The following is an 18,393-nucleotide window of genomic DNA, read 5'->3' as shown; positions in this document are numbered from 1 at the left end:
GGACACAAGTTCACAGGACTGCCATGTACCAACGCAATATTCTCGTAGAGCAAACCGACCCTGAGCTGTTCGCTGCCATTCAGGCCGAAAACCGGCGCCAGGAAGAGCACATCGAACTGATCGCGAGCGAGAACTACGCCTCGCCCGCCGTCATGTGGGCCCAGGGCACGCAGCTGACCAACAAATACGCCGAGGGCTATCCCGGCAAGCGCTATTACGGTGGCTGCGAGTACGTCGACATCGCCGAGCAGCTGGCCATTGCTCGCATCAAAGAGATTTTTGGCGCCGAAGCGGCCAACGTGCAGCCCCACTGCGGCGCGTCGGCCAACGAAGCGGTGTTTCTTGCCTTCTTGAAGCCGGGCGACACCATCATGGGCATGAGCCTGGCCGAAGGCGGGCATTTGACGCACGGCATGGCACTCAACATGTCGGGCAAGTGGTTCAACGTGGTGTCCTACGGGCTCGACGCCAACGAGGTCATCGACTACGACGCCATGGAACGCAAGGCGCACGAGACCAAGCCCAAGCTCATCATCGCGGGTGCTTCGGCGTACAGCCTGCACATCGACTTCGCGCGCTTCGCCAAGGTGGCCAAAGACGTCGGCGCCATTTTCATGGTGGACATGGCGCACTACGCCGGCCTGATTGCCGCTGGTGTCTATCCCAACCCCGTGCCGCACGCGGATATCGTCACCAGCACCACCCACAAAAGCCTGCGCGGTCCGCGCGGCGGCGTCATTCTGATGAAGGCGCAGCATGAGAAGGCGATCAACAGCGCCATCTTCCCCGGCCTGCAGGGCGGCCCGCTGATGCACGTGATTGCGGCCAAGGCGGTAGCCTTCAAGGAAGCGCTGCAACCCGAATTCAAGCAGTACCAGGAGCAGGTGCTCGTCAACGCACGCATCATGGCCGAAACCTTGACGCAGCGCGGGCTGCGCATCGTCAGCGGTGGCACGCAGAGCCACTTGATGCTGGTCGACCTGCGTGCCAAGGGCATTACCGGAAAGGATGCCGAAGCAGTATTGGGATCGGCCCACATGACGATCAACAAGAACGCCATCCCGAACGATCCGGAAAAGCCCATGGTGACCAGCGGCATCCGCCTGGGCACGCCTGCCATGACGACGCGCGGCTTCAAGGACGAGGAAGCCCGCCTGACCGCCAACCTGATCGCCGATGTACTCGACAAGCCACGCGACGAAGCCCATGTGGCTGCCGTGCGTGCCAAGGTGAACGCGCTGACGGCCCAGTTCCCCGTCTACCGCGGGTAAAGCGGCGATCATGAAGTGCCCCTTCTGCGGCCATCTCGACACCCAGGTGGCCGAGACGCGGGTCGCGGAAGACGGCGACTTCATCCGCCGCCGGCGCCGCTGCCTGGCCTGTGGCAAGCGCTTCACGACCTACGAGAAGCCTGAAGTCAGCTTTCCTGTCGTCGTCAAGAAAGACGGGCGACGCACCGAGTACGCCCATGCCAAGCTGCTCGGCTCGTTTGCCATTGCGCTGCGCAAGCGCCCGGTAAGCACGACGCAGGTGGACGCGGCCATAGAACGCATCGAAGAACAGCTCCTCAGCCTGGGGCAGCGCGAGATCGCGTCCAGCCGCATTGGCGAACTGGTCATGCGCGAACTCAAGAAGCTCGATCAGGTGGCCTACATCCGCTACGCCAGCGTGTACCGCAGCTTCGAGGACATCGACGAGTTCAAGCACCTGGTGGACGAGGTGCGGCGCTGAGCCAGCGCTTGCCCCGCGCTCAAGAGTGCGAAAATTTTAAGGTTTTTTGGCCTCTAGCGCTTATCCAGTAAGCGCTAGAAGCTATTTTTTCTATAGCGAATTCAAGGGGCTTCGGCTGCAATCGGCGCCACGCTTTGGTGCACGTCGCCGCACTGCGCGCGGTGGCGCAGGGCATGGTCCATCAGCACCAGCGCCAGCAGTGCCTCGGCAATGGGCGCCGCCCGTATGCCCACACAGGGGTCGTGGCGGCCGCGGGTGCTGACCTGGACCGACTGCCCGGCTGTGTCGATGGATTCGCGTGGGCTCAAGATCGAACTGGTTGGCTTGATGGCGATCTGCACCTCGATGTCCTGCCCCGTGCTGATGCCGCCCAGCACCCCACCCGCATGGTTGCTGCGAAAGCCCTCGGGTGAGAGCGAATCGCCATGCACGGTGCCCCGCTGCGCGGCGCTGGCAAAACCGGCGCCGATTTCCACGCCCTTGACGGCGTTCAAGCCCATCATGGCCCAGGCAATGTCGGCGTCGAGCTTGTCGTAAATCGGTTCGCCCAGCCCAATGGGAACGCCGGTGGCCTGCACGCGGATGCGCGCACCGCAGGAGTCGCCCGCCTTGCGCAGCGCGTCCATATAGGCCTCCAAACGCTGCACATCGGCCACTGGAGCAAAAAACGGGTTCTGCGCCACGTGCTCCCAGGACTCAAAGCCAATGTCGAGCTCGCCCAGTTGGCTCATGCAGGCGCGCACCTGGGTGCCGAACTGCGCGGCCAGCCACTTTCGCGCCACGGCGCCGGCCGCCACGGTGGGCGCCGTCAGCCGAGCCGACGAGCGCCCGCCACCGCGCGGATCGCGCACGCCGTACTTGTGCCAGTAGGTGTAGTCGGCATGTCCAGGGCGAAAGCGCTGGGCGATATCGCCATAGTCCTTGCTGCGCTGGTCGGTGTTGCGAATCAGCAGGGCAATCGGCGTTCCGGTGGTCAGGCCTTCGTAGACCCCCGAGAGGATTTCCACCGCATCGGGCTCGGCGCGCTGTGTGACGTGGCGACTGGTGCCGGGACGGCGCCGGTCCAGGTCGGCCTGGATGTCGGCCTCGCACAAAGGCATGCCAGGCGGGCAGCCGTCGATCACGCAGCCAATGGCCGGGCCGTGGGATTCACCAAAGTTGGTGACTGCGAAAAGGGTGCCGAATGTGTTGCCGCTCATGGGCCGCCATTATCGGGGCAGCGACACGGGCGAGCACCGCACAAGTAGCTTACTTCCCGGCAGCGGCGCCGGGCGTATCGCTGTCCTCGCCCTCGGGCCAATCGCGGATATAGGCCTTGAGCATTTTGTTTTCGAAATTCTGGCTGTCCACCACGGCCTTGGCAACGTCGTAGAAGCTGATGACTCCCATCAGCATGCGGTTGTCCATGACCGGCATGTAGCGCGCGTGGCGTTCGAGCATCATGCGGCGTACTTCGTCCATATCGGTCGCATTGGTACAGGTCAGCGGGTGGTCGTCCATGGCCGTACGCACCAGCATCGTGCCCACGGCGCCGCCATTGCGCACCAGCGCCTGGATGACTTCGCGGAAGGTGAGCATGCCCACCAAGTCACCATGCTCCATGACCACCAGCGAACCGATGTCCCGCTCCGACATCACGCGCACGGCGTCCGCAAGTGGTTCGGCAGGGTGGGCGGTGTAGAGCGTATTGCCCTTCACACGCAAGATGTCGCTGACTTTCATGGGGGGTTCCTCGCTGTGTGCAGCAAGCTCTGTGTTGCTGCGCGGCCTCATAAATATAGCCCACAATGCCGCACACGCCCATCCACGATTGCATTGGAGACCCTTCATGCCCGGTTACGCCGACCCTGGCTTCGACACCCTGGCCCTGCACGCAGGCGCCATACCCGACCCTGCCACCGGCGCACGCGCTGTTCCCATTCACCTCACCACGTCTTTCGTTTTTGACTCCAGCGACCACGCGGCTTCGCTGTTCAACATGGAACGCGGCGGCCACGTGTACTCGCGCATCAGCAATCCCACCACGGCCGTACTGGAGCAGCGCATGGCGGCCCTGGAAGGCGGCGTGGGGGCTCTGGCCACCGCCAGCGGGCAAGCAGCCCTGCATCTGGCCATTGCCACTTTGATGGGCGCGGGCTCGCACATCGTTGCCAGCAGCGCGCTGTATGGCGGCTCCCAGAATCTTTTGCATTACACCTTGCGCCGCTTCGGGATCGAAACGAGCTTTGTACCGGCCGGCGATGTGGACGCCTGGCGCGCCGCCATCCGCCCCAATACGCGCCTGCTGTTTGGCGAGACCGTGGGCAATCCAGGCCTCGACGTGCTCGACATTCCGACCGTGAGCGCCATCGCCCACGAGGCTGGCGTCCCATTGCTGGTTGATTCCACGTTCACAACCCCCTGGCTGATGAAGCCTTTTGAACACGGGGCCGACATCGTGTACCACTCCGCCACCAAGTTCCTCAGCGGGCACGGCACGGTGATAGGCGGCGTGCTGGTGGATGGCGGCAGTTTCGACTGGGAAGGCTCTGGCCGCTACCCCGAGCTGACCGAGCCTTACGACGGCTTTCACGGCATGGTGTTCGCCGAGGAAAGCACAGTCGGTCCGTTTTTGTTGCGCGCGCGCCGCGAGGGCTTGCGCGACTTCGGCGCCTGCATCAGCCCGCACACCGCCTGGCTGATTTTGCAAGGCATCGAAACCCTGCCGCTGCGCATGCAGCAGCACATGCGCAACACGGAGCGCGTGGTGGAGTTCCTGGCAAGCCACCCTTTTGTGGCGCGTGTCGGCCACCCGATGCTGCCCTCGCACCCCAGCCACCAATTGGCGCAGCGGCTGCTGCCGCGGGGCGCCGGCTCCGTCTTCAGCTTCGACCTCAAGGGCTCACGCGAGCAAGGGAAGAAGTTCATTGAAGCATTGAAAATTTTCAGCCACCTAGCCAACGTGGGCGACTGCCGCAGCCTGGTCATTCACCCCGCCAGTACTACGCACTTCCGCCTCAGCGACGAAGCACTGAACGCTGCTGGCATCACCCAAGGAACGATTCGCCTGTCCATCGGCCTGGAAGACGTGGACGATTTGATAGACGACCTCAAGCGCGCCCTGAAGGCCGCAGAAAAAGCGGGAGCCTGAGCATGCGCTTGCCAGTCAACGGACACGACACCTATTGCTACACCGGCGGGCGCAGCTTCGACCCGACTCTACCCACCGCCGTCTTGATCCACGGCGTGCTCAACGACCACAGCGTCTGGGCCATGCAGAGCCGCTGGCTGGCCAACCATGGCTGGAACGTGCTGGCAGTCGATTTGCCCGGCCATTGCCGCAGCGCCGGCGCGGCCCCCCAAAGCGTGGAGGAAGCGGCGGATTTCATCATCGCCTTGCTCGACGCCCTGGGGGTGGAGCGTGCCGCCTTGGTCGGGCACAGCTGGGGCTCGCTGATTGCGCTAGAGGCGGCAAGCCGCATGAAAGCGCGCGCCACGCATCTCGCCCTGGTGGGAACGGCGTGGCCCATGAAAGTGTCGCCTGCCCTACTGGACGCGGCCCTGAATGCCCCAGAGACAGCGCTGCGCATGGTCAACGTGTACTCCCGCAGCACCTTGTGCGCGCCACCCTCGGCACTCGGGCCAGGAACCTGGGTCTTTGGCGCCCAGATGGCGCTGGGTCGGCGGGTGTTGGCCAGCAATCCCGAGGTGAATGTCTTTCACCGAGGGTTCATGGCATGCGATCAGTATGCCGGGGGCGAGGCGGCCATAGTGAACGTGGAATGCCCCGTGCTGTTCGTGCTCGGTGCGCAGGACCAGATGACGACACCCAAGGCAGCTCAGATTTTGGTGGCCGCTGCAAAACAAGCCGGCAAAACGGTAACCGTGCGCATGCTGCCCGTGGGGCACAACGAAATGACCGAAGCGCCGGAGGAAACGCTGGCGGCGCTGCGCGATTTTCTAGTGGATCGCCACGATAGAATTTAAGAAGAAAACAGGCCCTAGCGCTTATCAAGCATAGCGTTTAAGCTATATAAATAAGAGCGTTTTTCGCACACCCAGCGTACGCACTGTGGGCAGATAAAAACAGGTGCCCTCGCTACCGGTGGTCTTGCACCCATGCCCAAAGGGGCCAACGACCATCAGCGCGGCTTGCGTGTGTCGGGGTCGACCCGCGCCTCGAAGCGGTCGCTGTTGCTGCCAAACCCGACCGGTTGATCGGGCGCTGGCGGTGCTGTGGTGGGAACGGGGGGCAATTCGTCCTGCGTCAGAAAGGGCAGAGGCGCACTGCTCTCGGCTTGCTCGGATAGAGCGTCCAGGTGCGCCACGTCGCTCAGGTCGAGATCAAGCGCTGTGCTGCCGGCCGCCGCTGCCGGATCGGCCGGACGGTCCCCAGGGGTCTCGAAGGCCCAATCGTGCTCAAACTCCATCAGATTGCTGGCGGGAGCGGCGGTGGGCTCAATCAACTCTGCCTGAGGCGTTTCCCAATCCGTGGGCTCCAGCGGCGTCGTGCGAATGCGTGAGCTGGAAATGCCGCGCGTGGCAGCAGGCGTTGTGCGCGCCACCGCGTGCAGCAACAAGAGGTCGTCGTAAGCAGGCAAATCGAAGCGCTGCTGCTCGCTCGCTTGGCCTCGAAAGAGCAATTCCTGCAGCAAGGGCACTACGGACGGATCGCACCACAAGGCCTCGATCCGCGCCAGCACCTCGGGGTAGGCAAACAGCGTCTTTCCCTGGCGAGAGAATGCGGCAAATTCGGGCACCTGCGCGTTGAAATAGCGGTGAAACTGCGTACGCAGCGCATTGAACTGCTCAATCCGGCTCAGTGACCGGTACAGGCGCAACAATTCAAGGTATGCCAGGGGCGAGGACGTCTGATTGGCCTCAATGTGTTTTTTCATCACATCAATGGCTTGGTCGTGCTCTCCAACGGAAACGAAAAACTCTGCCTGCTGCTGCAGATCGAACAAATCTTCCGGGTTCACCACCGCAGCGACGGGTGCAGGCGCATCGGACGTGGCAGGCGTCACGGGCTCGACCTGCTCCACCGACCCGGTCTCCTGCAAATGTCCGAACTCAATGGGCAGCATGCCCGATGGCAAAAGCTCTGGCTCAGTGGGCCGCACGCGCAGTGAGTGCTCAGCATGCACAGGTGCCCGCACGGACGCCACCTGAGCCGCAGTGCTGGCAGCACTTGCCGAAGCGGCCTCCGCATTTTGCACAACCGCCTGCGCCCAGGAGCGCTCACCGCCAGGCGCCGGCCGGCGAAGCCGCGTCCACATCCATAGCAGCGCCCCCGCAAGCAAGAGCAGCAACGCGCTGAGGACATAGACAACCTGTGCAGAGAAACGCTCAGCCACCCGTTGTTGCAATGCCTGTTGAACCTGTAGCGCAGCTGCCTTGTCGCGCTCGGCCTGGGCGTGCTGCTTGGCCAATTCGGTTTCCTGTGCAACCTGGCGCGCCGCCTCCTGCAACAGCTCTTGCGGCTGCATGTTCAGCGCCCGCCAGCGTGCAGCAGCTTCTTCGCGCTGCACCGGAGACGCGGGCGACAGCGTTGCAATCTCTGGAGAAGCCCGCAATACGGAAGGCGCTTCCAGCCAATCGGACAAAGGTTCCATGACCAAGCGTGAGCGTCCCGAGTCTTCCGCTGCCTTGGGCACGGCAGCTTGGTGGCCCGCTCGGCCATGCTTAGGTCGCTTCACAGACTTCTGGGGTGCTTCTGCAACTGCCTTGGTGCGGCGACCCGGCATGCCACCCGAAGCTTGTGCCCGCCCGGAAGGCCCTGAGAGACCTGCGGCAGGCTGTTGGGGCATGTTTGCCAAGCTTGCAGCAGCCAACTGGCGAGCACTCAAAGAGGTTTCCGGATAGGCCAATACGGTATAGGTACGCACCACGCTGCCCGAACAGCCGGCGGCAAGCCGCACACTCAGCACGGGCTCATTGATCGGTTGTGTGCTCTGGACACGGATGGCCGTGGCACGCCCCTCCCTCGGGGCAACGGGAGACACCAGAATTTGGCTGCGTGAGAGCGGTGTGTCCCCAGCCGTCACGTCCGCGCTGATGCAGGCATCTGCCAACTGCGCGCCATCGGTGTGCACGTCGAACACGAGGTCCAATGGCCTACCCAGCACCACCGTGCCCTGGGGATTGCCAAGGGACAGTGCCGCTGCACCGCTCGCCGCGACCCCCATCGAGACGGCTAGTAGAAGATTGCGAAGTCTCACTTTTTTTTCAATTTGCTTCAGGTAATTCTTGCATAGATTGCAGTATTTACGCGAACGGGATAATCAAACAATGAAAAAGCAAATTTCACGTGTCGGTATCGTGGGCGCTGGCGCCATGGGCCAAGGCATTGCACAGCTTGCGGCGCAGGCTGGCTGCACCGTTTTGTTGCTCGACATACGCCCGGGGATTGCACAAAGCGGTACCACCGCCATAGCCGCACATTGGCAGCGCATGGCGGCCACGGGCAAATGCACGGCGGAGACAGCCTCCAGGTGGCAAACCCAGCTTTCCGCAGCCGATCAGATGCCTGAACTGGCGAGCTGTGATCTGGTGGTAGAGGCCATTGTTGAGCGCACGGACGCCAAGCTCGCCTTGCTGGCTGAGCTCGAAGCTATCGTCTCACCCGACGCGGTGCTGGCGAGCAATACCTCGTCTCTCCCCATCACGGCGTTGGCCGCCAGGCTGGCACACCCGGGTCGCTTTTGCGGTTTTCACTTCTTCAACCCGGCACCTCGCATGAAGGTGGTGGAAGTGGTGCCCGGCCTCAAGACAGATCCACGCACTTGTGACGCCCTCGCGGACCTGGCCGTGCGCATGGGGCATACGCCGGTGCGTGCACAAGACACTCCCGGCTTTATCGTGAACCATGCAGGCCGGGCATTTGGTACGGAAGCGCTGCGTATCGTCTCCGAAGGTGTGGCCGACTTCGCGACGGTCGACCGCATTCTGCGTGACCAGGTGGGCTTTCGCCTGGGCCCTTTCGAACTGATGGACCTTACCGGGCTTGATGTGTCGCACCCGGTCATGGAATCCATCTACCACCAGTTCTACGAAGAACCCCGGTTTCGCCCCAGTGTGATCACCGCACAGCGCCTCGCCGCAGGCGTGCTGGGTCGCAAAAGCGGCGAAGGTTTCTACCGCTACGAGCAAGGGGTGGCCCAGGTGCCCACAGAAGCGCCGACCCCTGCGGTGAACGTGATCCCGGCGGTATGGGTGTCCCCTCGCGCCGCGCGCCGTGCCGAGATTTACCAGTTGCTCAAGGACCTCGGCGCGTCCATTGAAACCGGGTCAGCACCGTCCAGCCAGGCCTTGTGTCTTGTGGCACCGCTGGGCTTTGATATCACCACGGTTGCGGTGGTGGAGCGGCTGGACCCGGCGCGCACCGTCGGCATCGACATGCTCATCGACGATGCCAGCACGCGGCGCCGTGTGCTGGCCACCAACCCGGCCACGCGCTCGGATATGCGCGACGCTGCCCATGCCCTCTTTGCACGCGATGGCAAGGCCGTGAGTGTCGTTCGCGACAGCGGCGGCTTTGTCACTCAGCGCGTGGTGGCGCACATCGTGAACATCGCCAGCGATATCTGCCAGCAGGCGATTTGCAGCCCCTCCGATCTGGAGCTTGCTGTCACTCTGGGCCTCGGCTATCCACTCGGGCCACTCGCCATGGGTGACCGTTGGGGACCGACGAATATCCTGGAAGTGCTGTTCAACCTGCAAACCGTGTATGGCGACCCGCGTTACCGCCCCAGCCCCTGGTTACGTCGGCGCGGCGCACTGGGCCTGAGCCTCACCCACACAGAGGGCTGACACGCCATGGCTGCAGAACTCCTAAGCCGCACCGAGGGCCAGACCCTGGTTCTGACGCTGCGCAACCCCGGCCAGCACAACACGCTGGGCCCCGACATCTACGCCGCTGGCATCGAGGTGCTCAACGGTGCTGAGCGAAGCACCGATATCCGCAGTGTGGTGTTGACAGGTGCGGATGGTCTCTTCAGTGCCGGGGGCGACTTGGTCCGACTGCAGGCCAACCGCTCGCTGGACCCCGAAGTACAGACGGCCAGCATCACCGCGCTGCACGACTGGATCGAAGCACTCCGAACCTACCCCAAACCCGTGGTTGCAGCAGTCGAAGGCGTGGCTGCGGGAGCGGGCTTCTCTCTGGCTCTGGCCTGCGATTTTCTTGTGGCCTCGCGCAGTGCACGCTTCTCGCTGGCCTACAGCCGCGTTGGCCTGTCACCCGATGGCGGCGCAAGCTGGGCACTGGCACAGGCCATTCCGCGCACGCTGGCAGCAGAGTGGCTGATGCTGGGCGATACGCTGCCAGCCGAGCGCCTGCATGCACTGGGGATCGTCAACCGGCTGACCGATCCCGGTGCTGCGCTGGGAGGTGCTCTGGATTTGTGCGCAGCCCTTCATGCGCGCGCACCCAATGTGCTCGCCAGCGTCAAGGAACTGCTCGCCGAGGCGCGCACCAACGATCTGCACTCCCAATTGGCCATGGAGCGCAAGCACTTTGTCAGCAACCTGCAGCACCCCAACGCAGGCGAAGGTATTGCCGCTTTCCTGGACAAACGCACGCCCCATTTCCGCTGAAAACCGCTGCTGGCCACGTGCGTGCCAGACACCCAGGAGACATCGCACGCGCGGACTCGCCGGTCCCGGACGCGACAATAAAACCGCCACCAGTCACACACAAGACAGACCATGGACGACCCTATTCTTACTATCGACGAACGCGAGGCGATCAACTCTGGTCGCTGGTTTTCTTCCCTCTCCCCTTCGCTGCGACACGACATTCTCCGATGCGCCTACGTCAAACGTTTCAAGGACGGCAGCCTGATCTGCGCCCGTGGCGATCCACCGGAGGATTGGATTGCCTGCGCCAAGGGCGCCGTGCGCGTGAGCTCGACCTCCATCTCGGGCAAGCAGATCACGCTGACGTACGTAGAGCCGGGCATCTGGTTTGGCGACGTTTCCATCTTCGACGGCGACCGGCGCACGCACGACGCCTATGCCCATGGGGAAACCACCATCTTGTGCGTAGCCAAGAGCGATTTCAAAAAAATCCTGGCGATGCACATCGAGCTCTACGAAGCCATGCTGCGCCTGCATGCGCGCCGCATTCGCCAACTCTACGGCTTGGTGGAAGATCTCAATACCCTGCCCCTGCGTGCACGCCTGGCCAAGCAACTGTTGCACCTCGTGCGCAGCTACGGCATCTCCAGCCTGTCCCACAACGACGAAATGCGCATTGGCCTGCAACTGGCGCAGGAAGAATTGGCACAGCTCCTGGGCGCCTCGCGCCAGCGGGTGAACCAGGAACTCAAGGCCATGGAGCGGGACGACATCATCCGCATCGAGCCGGGTGGCTTGGTGGTGTGCGACCGCCCCGCGCTGATGCGCCTGACCGAGCTCGACAACTGAGCATGTACCACCCATGAGCAACTTTGACCATTTTGTTGGCACACGCCCAGTGTCTGACACACACGCATTCGACACCGCTGCCTTGAGCGCCTGGCTGGCGCCGCGGCTGGAAGGTTTTGCCGGCCCTTTGCAGGTGGAGATGTTCAAGGGCGGCCAATCCAATCCGACCTACAAATTGGTCACGCCGAGCCGCAGCTATGTGATGCGCGCCAAGCCCGGTCCGGTGGCCAAACTCCTGCCCTCGGCGCATGCGGTGGAGCGCGAATTTGCCGTCATGAGCGCCCTGCAAGGCACCGACGTGCCCGTGCCACACATGCACGTGCTGTGCGAGGACGAATCCGTCATCGGACGCGCCTTCTACATCATGGAGTACATGGAAGGCCGTGTGCTGTGGGACCAGGCCCTGCCCGGCATGACGCCCGCGCAGCGCGGCGCCATCTACGACGAAACCAACCGCGTGATCGCTGCGCTGCATACCGTGCCGTATGCCGAGCGTGGCCTGGCGGGATATGGCAAGCCAGGCAATTATTTCGAGCGCCAGATCGGCCGCTGGAGCAAGCAGTACCAGGCGTCCATCACCCAGCCGATTGCCGAGATGGACCGGCTCATGGAGTGGCTGCCGGCGCACATTCCCGCCGGCGCGCGAGACGAGGCGCGCACGTCCATCGTGCATGGCGACTTCCGCCTCGACAACCTCATGTTCCACCCCACCGAGCCGCGCGCCATTGCCGTGCTCGACTGGGAGCTGTCCACGCTCGGCCACCCGCTGGCCGACTTCAGCTACCACTGCATGGCCTGGCACATTCCGCCCGGCATGTTCCGCGGCATCGGCGGGCTGGACCACGCGGCGCTGGGCATCCCCTCGGAAGCCGAGTACATCCGCCGCTACTGCGAACGGACCGGCCTGACAACGCCTGAAGAGCTTGCCCACGACTGGAATTTCTACCTGGCCTACAACCTGTTCCGGCTCTCAGCCATCTTGCAAGGCATTGCCAAGCGCGTCGAAACAGGCACGGCGTCAAGCGCCCAAGCCAAGGCATCGGCCACCGGCGCAAGGCCGCTGGCGGAAATGGCCTGGGGCTTTGCCCAGCGCAGCTAGCGGCTCCCATTTTTGAAGGAGAACTCCATGGACTTTGACTATTCCCCCAAAACCAAGGACTTGCAGGCACGCCTGATCAGGTTCATGGACGAACACATTTACCCCGCTGAAGCAGACTTGGCACGGGAGCTGGCCGCCAACACCCAGGCGGGCAGGCGCTGGACGCCGCTGTCCACCATTGAAACCCTCAAACCCAAGGCGCAGGCTGCAGGGCTGTGGAATTTGTTCCTGCCCGTGGACACCGCCGAAGCCTCGGGCTACCAGGGCGCGGGGCTGACCAATCAGGAATACGCACCGCTGGCCGAAATCATGGGCCGCGTCGTCTGGGCCAGCGAGGTTTTTAACTGCTCGGCACCGGATACCGGCAACATGGAGACCATCGCACGCTACGGCGACGAAGCGAACAAGGCGCGCTGGCTCAAGCCACTGCTCGAAGGCAAGATCCGCTCGGCCTTCGCCATGACCGAACCGGCCGTCGCCTCCAGCGACGCGACCAACATCGAGACCCGCATCGAGCGCCAGGGCGACGACTACGTCATCAACGGGCGCAAATGGTGGACGTCCGGCGCCAACGACCCGCGCTGCGCCGTGTTCGTCACCATGGGCAAGACCGACCCCGAAGCGCAGCGCCACTCGCAGCAAAGCATGGTCCTGGTGCCTGCCGACACGCCCGGCGTCAAAATCCTGCGCAACCTGAGCGTGTTTGGCTACGACGATGCACCGCATGGTCACGCCGAAGTCCTGTTTGAAAACGTCCGGGTCCCCACTTCGAACATCCTGCTGGGCGAAGGCCGCGGTTTTGAAATCGCGCAAGGACGCCTTGGCCCAGGGCGCATCCACCACTGCATGCGCCTGATCGGTCTGGCCGAACGCGCACTGGAACTGATGTGCCGGCGTTCGCTTTCGCGCGTCGCCTTCGGCAAGACCGTGGCACAGCAGGGTGTGACCCAGGAGCGCATTGCCGAAGCACGCTGCAAGATCGACATGGCACGTTTGCTGACGCTCAAGGCCGCCTGGATGATGGACGTGGCTGGCAACAAGGTCGCCAAGACCGAAATCGCCATGATCAAGGTCGTCGCGCCCAGCATGGCCTGTGACGTGATTGACTGGGCTATACAGGCGCACGGCGGTGGCGGCGTGAGCGACGATTTTCCGCTTGCCTACGCGTACGCCGGCGCACGCACCTTGCGCTTTGCCGACGGCCCGGATGAAGTGCACCGCGCTTCCATCGCCAAAATGGAGCTGGGCAAATACGCAGCACCCAAAGCGCACTGACGGCCACCACCCAGTACGCCTCAGATATATCAAAAACCATAGCTACTAACGCTTACTCCATAAGCGCTAGTAGCTATTTTTACGTATATTTTTTCAAAAACCAAACGCTAAGCGCCGTGCACGTCCCCATCCCGGACATGAAACGTCAGCACCGGGGCATCCGCTCCAAAGGGCGTGCCCAGGGATATCTGCCCACTGCCATGCAACATGCAGGCGTCACGCCGCAAACGCACTTCTGTTTCGCTGCCATCGAAGCGCACCCAGCTGCCAAAGCTGCTCACATCGGTGAGCGTAAAGCACCCTTGGCGCCAATCGATTCGTGCGTGCGTGCGTGAGACGCGCGGGTCGTGTACAAAGCAGTCAGCTTCAGGCAAGCGCCCTATGTGCACAGGCGTTTCTTCCGAACCAAAGCTGCGCATATCGTCCAGCCAGGCCAACTCCACGCTCGCTGCTCCATGGTCAATGGGCGCAACCAAACTCGACAACCCCGCGTGTTGGGTCAACGCGTCCTGCGGCAGGTCTTGGCGCCAATCTGCCTGGTACACCACCTGTGATTCGGACTTGCCGCGAATGTCGAAGGCGCCCAGACGACGAAATTGCACTTGCGGCACAGCGCCAGCGTCCACGGCCGTGGCGTCAGTCACCCACACTTCATTGGCCAGCGCACGCTCGCACAAACGCGATGCCACATTGACGGCGTCTCCGTAGGTATCGCCATCGAGCTCCATCACTTCGCCGCTGGCGATGCCGATACGAACCGCCATGCGCAGGGGCTCAGCCCAGCGCGCCAGATTCGCTTGGTGGCTGCGCTGCAAGGCCGCTGCGGCTGTGATCGCCGCAGAGGCTTCCACAAACACACTCAGCACACCATCGCCCAGCTCCTTGACGACGCGGCCACCATGGGCCACGACGATGTCACCCATCCAGCGGGTCAAGCGGCTGACCACCTTGGAAGCTCGCTCGTTGCCAAGGGATTCATACAACGCGGCGCTTCCCGACAAGTCGGCAAACATGACGGTGGCAAAGGTGCGCAAGGGGTGCTTTTTCAGGCAGGCGGTAAGTAAAACAGTTTAGGGCAGCAGCCTGCAGTCGTGGGCCCACTGTCGCTAAGCACCCACAGTCGCATCGGCTCGCGGCACGGACAGCCAGTGGGCGGCGCCCTGCCCTGCGATGCGCCCGCTGGCCAAGCACGCCGTCAGCAGATAGCCGCCCGTCGGCGCCTCCCAGTCGAGCATCTCGCCGCAGCAAAAGACACCAGGGCGACGGCGGAGCATCAGGTGCGCGTCCAGAGATTCCTGCGCTACGCCGCCCGCCGTGCTGATGGCCTCCGCGACAGGCCGCGCTGCAAGTACCGTCACCGGCAAATGCTTGATGGCGGCCGCCAGGACAGCAGCATCGCTGAGTTGTTCTTTGGTCAGCAGTTCGTGCAGCAAGGCCAGCTTCACGCCCGAGAGACCCAAGCGACTTTTCAGATGGGTGGACAACGATCGGGAGCCACGGGGATGCGCAACCTCGGCAGTGACCCGTTCGGCAGGGTGATCAGGCAACAAATCCAGATAGAACGTGGCACTGTGGCTGCGTGCAATTTCGTCGCGCAAGAGCGCGGAAACCGCATAGATCAAACTGCCCTCCACCCCTGTGCCGGTTACCACAAACTCGCCACGGCGGGCAAAACGGTGGCCCACACTGTCCGCAAATGACAGCGCTACCGATTTCAGCGCTGCGCCAGCATGGCGCTCGCAGAAATGGGCGCTCCAGCCGCTGGCCTGCGCCACGCCCTGCCCCACCAAATCCTTAAAAAACTCCCGCCGACTCTCGCCGCGCAGAGCCGCCCCGCCCACGACATCAAAGCCGCAGTTGGCGGGCAGCAGGGGCGCTACCTGCGTCCCATCAGCGGCAAGCACGGGCACCCATGCCCCATCCGAGCCCAATTGCGGCCAGCTCGCACCCCCAAGCGCCAACACCACCGTGCGCGCCAGCACACGGTGCGAACCGTGCGGCCCTTCCAACAGCAGCGCTCCATCGTCGGCCCAGCCCCGCCAGCGCTCGCGCATGTGCAGTTGCACCCCGGCGGCACGCAGGCGTGACAACCAAGTGCGCAAAAGAGGCGCCGCTTTCATCTCCTGCGGAAACACACGCCCAGAAGTGCCAATGAAGGTACTCACCCCCAGGCTCTGCGCCCAGGCCCGCACTTGCGGCGCCCCCAGCTCTGCCAGCCACTGCGCCACCCAGGGCGCACGGTCGCCGTAACGCTGTACGAAGGCCGACTCGGGCTCCGAATGCGTCAGATTCAGCCCCCCTTTTCCCGCGAGCAGGAACTTGCGCCCCACGGAGGGCATGGCATCGTAGAGATGAACGCGCCATCCGGCGGCGGCAAGCTGCTGGGCTGCCATCAAGCCCGCGGGCCCCCCACCCACCACCACGGCATCAACAGCCGTGCCGGCCTGGCTTATAGGATCGTCCAATTTTCTAGTCCTTCATATATCGTTTTTCGCTATGACAGTCATAGCAAACTTAGACCCTCCCAAGGGTGAGTGGGAGTCTGTTTCTGTCACAATCGCGGTACTCTATCTGTTTCGCATCGATCAAAGGAAAAGCATGGCCAGCGATCTCATCAAGCACCTCTCAGACGCCAGTTTCGAAGCCGACGTGCTTCAGTCTGCAACGCCCGTCCTGGTGGACTACTGGGCCGAGTGGTGCGGCCCCTGCAAGATGATTGCCCCCATCCTCGACGAAGTAGCTGGCAGCTACCAAGGCAAGCTGCAAGTCACCAAAATGAACGTGGACGACAATCGCGAGGTGCCAGCGCGCTATGGCATCCGTGGCATTCCAACGCTGATGCTGTTTCGAAACGGTGAGCTTGCCGCTACCAAGGTGGGCGCCATGAGCAAGGCACAACTCACCGCCTTCATCGACCAGCAACTGGCCTGAGACAAGCCTGCGCTGCTGCGGCCAGCCCGCAGTCCGCGCAGCTCTTTTTTGTGATCGACGAGCCGCAATCGCCCGTTGGCCTTGTCCTGAGTTTTTCCTGTCATAATCATTTCCGCTCTCCGCTACGCAAACTCCGGCGTCCGATTCGAGCACTTCAGGCCTGACAGATCCGCTCACAGCGGCCTTCCTGGTACAGAGCCTCTTCCCTGATTTCTACCAACTCCGCTCAGGAGTCACTCCATGCACCTCAACGAACTCAAGGCACTGCACGTGTCCGAAGTCCTCCAGCAGGCGGAAGCGCTTGACATCGAAAACGGCGGCCGCATGCGCAAGCAGGAGCTGATGTTCGCAATCATCAAGAAGCGCGCCAAGGCGGGCGAGCAGATTTTTGCCGATGGCGTACTGGAAATCCTGCCTGATGGTTTTGGTTTCCTGCGCAGCCCCGACACCAGCTACACCGCCAGTACCGACGACATCTATATCAGCCCCAGCCAGGTACGGCGCTTTAATCTGCACACCGGCGACATGATCGAGGGCGAGGTGCGTACGCCCAAGGACGGCGAACGCTACTTTGCGCTCACCAAGCTCGACAAGGTCAACGACGGCCCGCCCGAGCAGAACAAGCACAAGGTGATGTTCGAGAACCTCACGCCGCTGTTTCCCAAGGAACACATGCGGCTTGAGCGGGACATCAAGAGCGAAGAAAACATCACCGGCCGCATCATCGACATCATCGCGCCCATCGGCCGCGGCCAGCGCGCACTCATCGTAGCGCCCCCAAAGAGCGGCAAGACAGTGATGATGCAGCACATCGCCCACGCCATCACGGCCAACAACCCCGACGTGCACCTGATGGTGCTGCTGGTGGACGAGCGACCGGAAGAAGTGACGGAAATGCAGCGTACGGTGAAGGGCGAGATCATTGCCTCCACCTTCGACGAGCCCGCCGCGCGCCACGTGCACGTGGCCGAAATGGTGATCGAGCGCGCCAAGCGCCTGGTCGAGCTCAAGAAGGATGTCGTCATCCTTCTCGACTCCATCACCCGTCTGGCACGCGCCTACAACAACGTTGTGCCCTCGTCGGGAAAGGTTTTGTCAGGTGGCGTCGATTCCAATGCCCTGCAACGCCCGAAGCGTTTCTTCGGCGCAGCGCGCAAGGTGGAAGAAGGCGGGTCGCTGACCATCATCGCCACGGCATTGGTCGATACCGGCAGCCGGATGGACGAAGTGATCTTTGAAGAGTTCAAGGGGACGGGCAACTGCGAGATTCACCTCAGTCGCCGCCTCTATGAAAAGCGCGTCTTCCCCGCCATCGAGCTCAACAAGAGCGGCACGCGACGTGAAGAGCTTCTGCTGGCGCCAGAAATCCTGCAAAAGACGCGCATCCTGCGCCAGTTCATGTACAACATGGACGAGATTGAGTCCATGGAGCTCATGATCAAGAACATGAAGGCCACCAAGAGCAATGTCGAGTTCTTCGACATGATGCGCCGCGGCGGATAAAAGTTATAATTGCAGGCTTTTTTGCGGAAAGTAGGTCAGATGGTCTGGCCCGGCTCCCGCAGCGACATTCAAGGATCAGCATGAAAGAAGGCATTCACCCCAACTACCGCGAAGTGCTCTTCGTGGACCTCTCCAACGGTTTCAAGTTCGTCACGCGTTCGTGTGCGAACACCAAGGAAATGGGCAAGACCGAGGACGGCCGTGAACTGCCGCTGTTCAAGCTCGATACCTCCAGCGAATCGCACCCCTTCTACACGGGCACACAAAAGTCGGTCGACAACATGGGTGGCCGCGTCGAGCGCTTCCGCAACCGTTTCGGCAAGACAACGGCCAAGTAAGCAACGGCAAGCGCACTGGCGGGCCCTCAAAAGCCACCTCCAAACGCCAGCGCCCTCGCACCCATCAGAAGGCAGCTCGGGAAACCGCGCTGTCTTTTTGTTTGCCCG

17 protein-coding genes are annotated in these 18,393 nt (G+C 62.7%); 12 read left to right on the top strand and 5 right to left on the bottom strand.

Features of this window, described 5'->3' with window-relative positions:
• Positions 1 to 23: 23 nt before the first annotated feature.
• Both glyA and nrdR read left to right on the top strand, forming a co-directional pair.
• Positions 24 to 1,271: a serine hydroxymethyltransferase gene (gene glyA / locus D3F03_RS16055; protein WP_119110454.1), complete on the top strand. Its 1,248-nt coding sequence runs from the start codon at positions 24 to 26 to the stop codon at positions 1,269 to 1,271.
• Positions 1,272 to 1,281: 10 nt separating this feature from the next.
• Complete coding sequence (gene nrdR / locus D3F03_RS16050; RefSeq protein ID WP_119110453.1) at positions 1,282 to 1,731, top strand: transcriptional regulator NrdR; 450 nt, start codon at positions 1,282 to 1,284, stop codon at positions 1,729 to 1,731.
• Between the two features lie 101 nt (positions 1,732 to 1,832).
• Here nrdR and aroC read toward each other — a convergent pair whose 3' ends face one another.
• Positions 1,833 to 2,930, bottom strand: a complete 1,098-nt coding sequence (gene aroC, locus D3F03_RS16045) for a chorismate synthase (RefSeq protein WP_119110452.1) — start codon at positions 2,928 to 2,930, stop codon at positions 1,833 to 1,835.
• Positions 2,931 to 2,979: 49 nt separating this feature from the next.
• Complete coding sequence (locus tag D3F03_RS16040) at positions 2,980 to 3,453, bottom strand: CBS domain-containing protein (protein ID WP_119110451.1); 474 nt, start codon at positions 3,451 to 3,453, stop codon at positions 2,980 to 2,982.
• A 106-nt stretch (positions 3,454 to 3,559) separates the two neighbouring features.
• On the opposite strand from D3F03_RS16040, the gene D3F03_RS16035 reads away from it, so the two are divergent.
• Entirely contained in the window at positions 3,560 to 4,861 is a 1,302-nt protein-coding gene (locus D3F03_RS16035; RefSeq protein ID WP_119110450.1) for an O-acetylhomoserine aminocarboxypropyltransferase, read from the top strand.
• A 2-nt stretch (positions 4,862 to 4,863) separates the two neighbouring features.
• A complete protein-coding gene (locus D3F03_RS16030) occupies positions 4,864 to 5,697 on the top strand; it encodes an alpha/beta fold hydrolase (RefSeq protein ID WP_119110449.1) in 834 nt (277 codons plus the stop codon).
• Positions 5,698 to 5,852: 155 nt separating this feature from the next.
• On the opposite strand, the gene D3F03_RS16025 is transcribed toward D3F03_RS16030, so the two are convergent.
• Positions 5,853 to 7,898, bottom strand: coding sequence for a type IV pilus assembly protein FimV (locus D3F03_RS16025; protein ID WP_119110448.1), 2,046 nt, complete (start codon positions 7,896 to 7,898; stop codon positions 5,853 to 5,855).
• 103 nt (positions 7,899 to 8,001) lie between these two features.
• Here D3F03_RS16025 and D3F03_RS16020 point away from each other — a divergent pair, with 103 nt between their 5' ends.
• The 5 genes from D3F03_RS16020 (at position 8,002) to D3F03_RS16000 (ending at position 13,513) form a co-directional block, all read left to right on the top strand.
• The gene (locus tag D3F03_RS16020; protein ID WP_119110447.1) at positions 8,002 to 9,522 is read left to right on the top strand and encodes a 3-hydroxyacyl-CoA dehydrogenase; all 1,521 of its coding nucleotides are present in this window, start codon (positions 8,002 to 8,004) and stop codon (positions 9,520 to 9,522) included.
• 6 nt (positions 9,523 to 9,528) lie between these two features.
• Complete coding sequence (locus D3F03_RS16015) at positions 9,529 to 10,308, top strand: oxepin-CoA hydrolase, alternative type (RefSeq protein WP_119110446.1); 780 nt, start codon at positions 9,529 to 9,531, stop codon at positions 10,306 to 10,308.
• Between the two features lie 111 nt (positions 10,309 to 10,419).
• Complete coding sequence (locus tag D3F03_RS16010; RefSeq protein ID WP_119110445.1) at positions 10,420 to 11,139, top strand: Crp/Fnr family transcriptional regulator; 720 nt, start codon at positions 10,420 to 10,422, stop codon at positions 11,137 to 11,139.
• A gap of 13 nt (positions 11,140 to 11,152) precedes the next feature.
• Positions 11,153 to 12,238: a phosphotransferase gene (locus D3F03_RS16005; protein ID WP_119110444.1), complete on the top strand. Its 1,086-nt coding sequence runs from the start codon at positions 11,153 to 11,155 to the stop codon at positions 12,236 to 12,238.
• Positions 12,239 to 12,265: 27 nt separating this feature from the next.
• Complete coding sequence (locus D3F03_RS16000) at positions 12,266 to 13,513, top strand: acyl-CoA dehydrogenase family protein (protein ID WP_119110443.1); 1,248 nt, start codon at positions 12,266 to 12,268, stop codon at positions 13,511 to 13,513.
• Between the two features lie 107 nt (positions 13,514 to 13,620).
• On the opposite strand, the gene D3F03_RS15995 is transcribed toward D3F03_RS16000, so the two are convergent.
• Positions 13,621 to 14,547 (bottom strand): adenylate/guanylate cyclase domain-containing protein, encoded by a 927-nt coding sequence (locus D3F03_RS15995; RefSeq protein ID WP_199665490.1) that lies wholly within the window; start codon positions 14,545 to 14,547, stop codon positions 13,621 to 13,623.
• A 72-nt stretch (positions 14,548 to 14,619) separates the two neighbouring features.
• Entirely contained in the window at positions 14,620 to 15,978 is a 1,359-nt protein-coding gene (locus D3F03_RS15990; RefSeq protein WP_281271438.1) for a TIGR03862 family flavoprotein, read from the bottom strand.
• A gap of 133 nt (positions 15,979 to 16,111) precedes the next feature.
• Here D3F03_RS15990 and trxA point away from each other — a divergent pair, with 133 nt between their 5' ends.
• The 3 genes from trxA (at position 16,112) to D3F03_RS15975 (ending at position 18,285) form a co-directional block, all read left to right on the top strand.
• Complete coding sequence (gene trxA / locus D3F03_RS15985; RefSeq protein WP_119110441.1) at positions 16,112 to 16,444, top strand: thioredoxin TrxA; 333 nt, start codon at positions 16,112 to 16,114, stop codon at positions 16,442 to 16,444.
• Positions 16,445 to 16,684: 240 nt separating this feature from the next.
• Entirely contained in the window at positions 16,685 to 17,947 is a 1,263-nt protein-coding gene (gene rho, locus D3F03_RS15980) for a transcription termination factor Rho (RefSeq protein WP_119110440.1), read from the top strand.
• An 80-nt stretch (positions 17,948 to 18,027) separates the two neighbouring features.
• On the top strand, positions 18,028 to 18,285 hold the full coding sequence (locus tag D3F03_RS15975; protein ID WP_119110439.1) for a type B 50S ribosomal protein L31: 258 nt from the start codon (positions 18,028 to 18,030) through the stop codon (positions 18,283 to 18,285).
• Positions 18,286 to 18,393 lie beyond the last annotated feature (108 nt).

Origin of the sequence: Simplicispira hankyongi, from assembly GCF_003570885.1 — a bacterium.
Classification (GTDB): domain Bacteria; phylum Pseudomonadota; class Gammaproteobacteria; order Burkholderiales; family Burkholderiaceae_C; genus Simplicispira; species Simplicispira hankyongi.
Note: the sequence above shows the minus strand (reverse complement) of the source record. Positions and strands in the feature narration are given on the sequence as shown.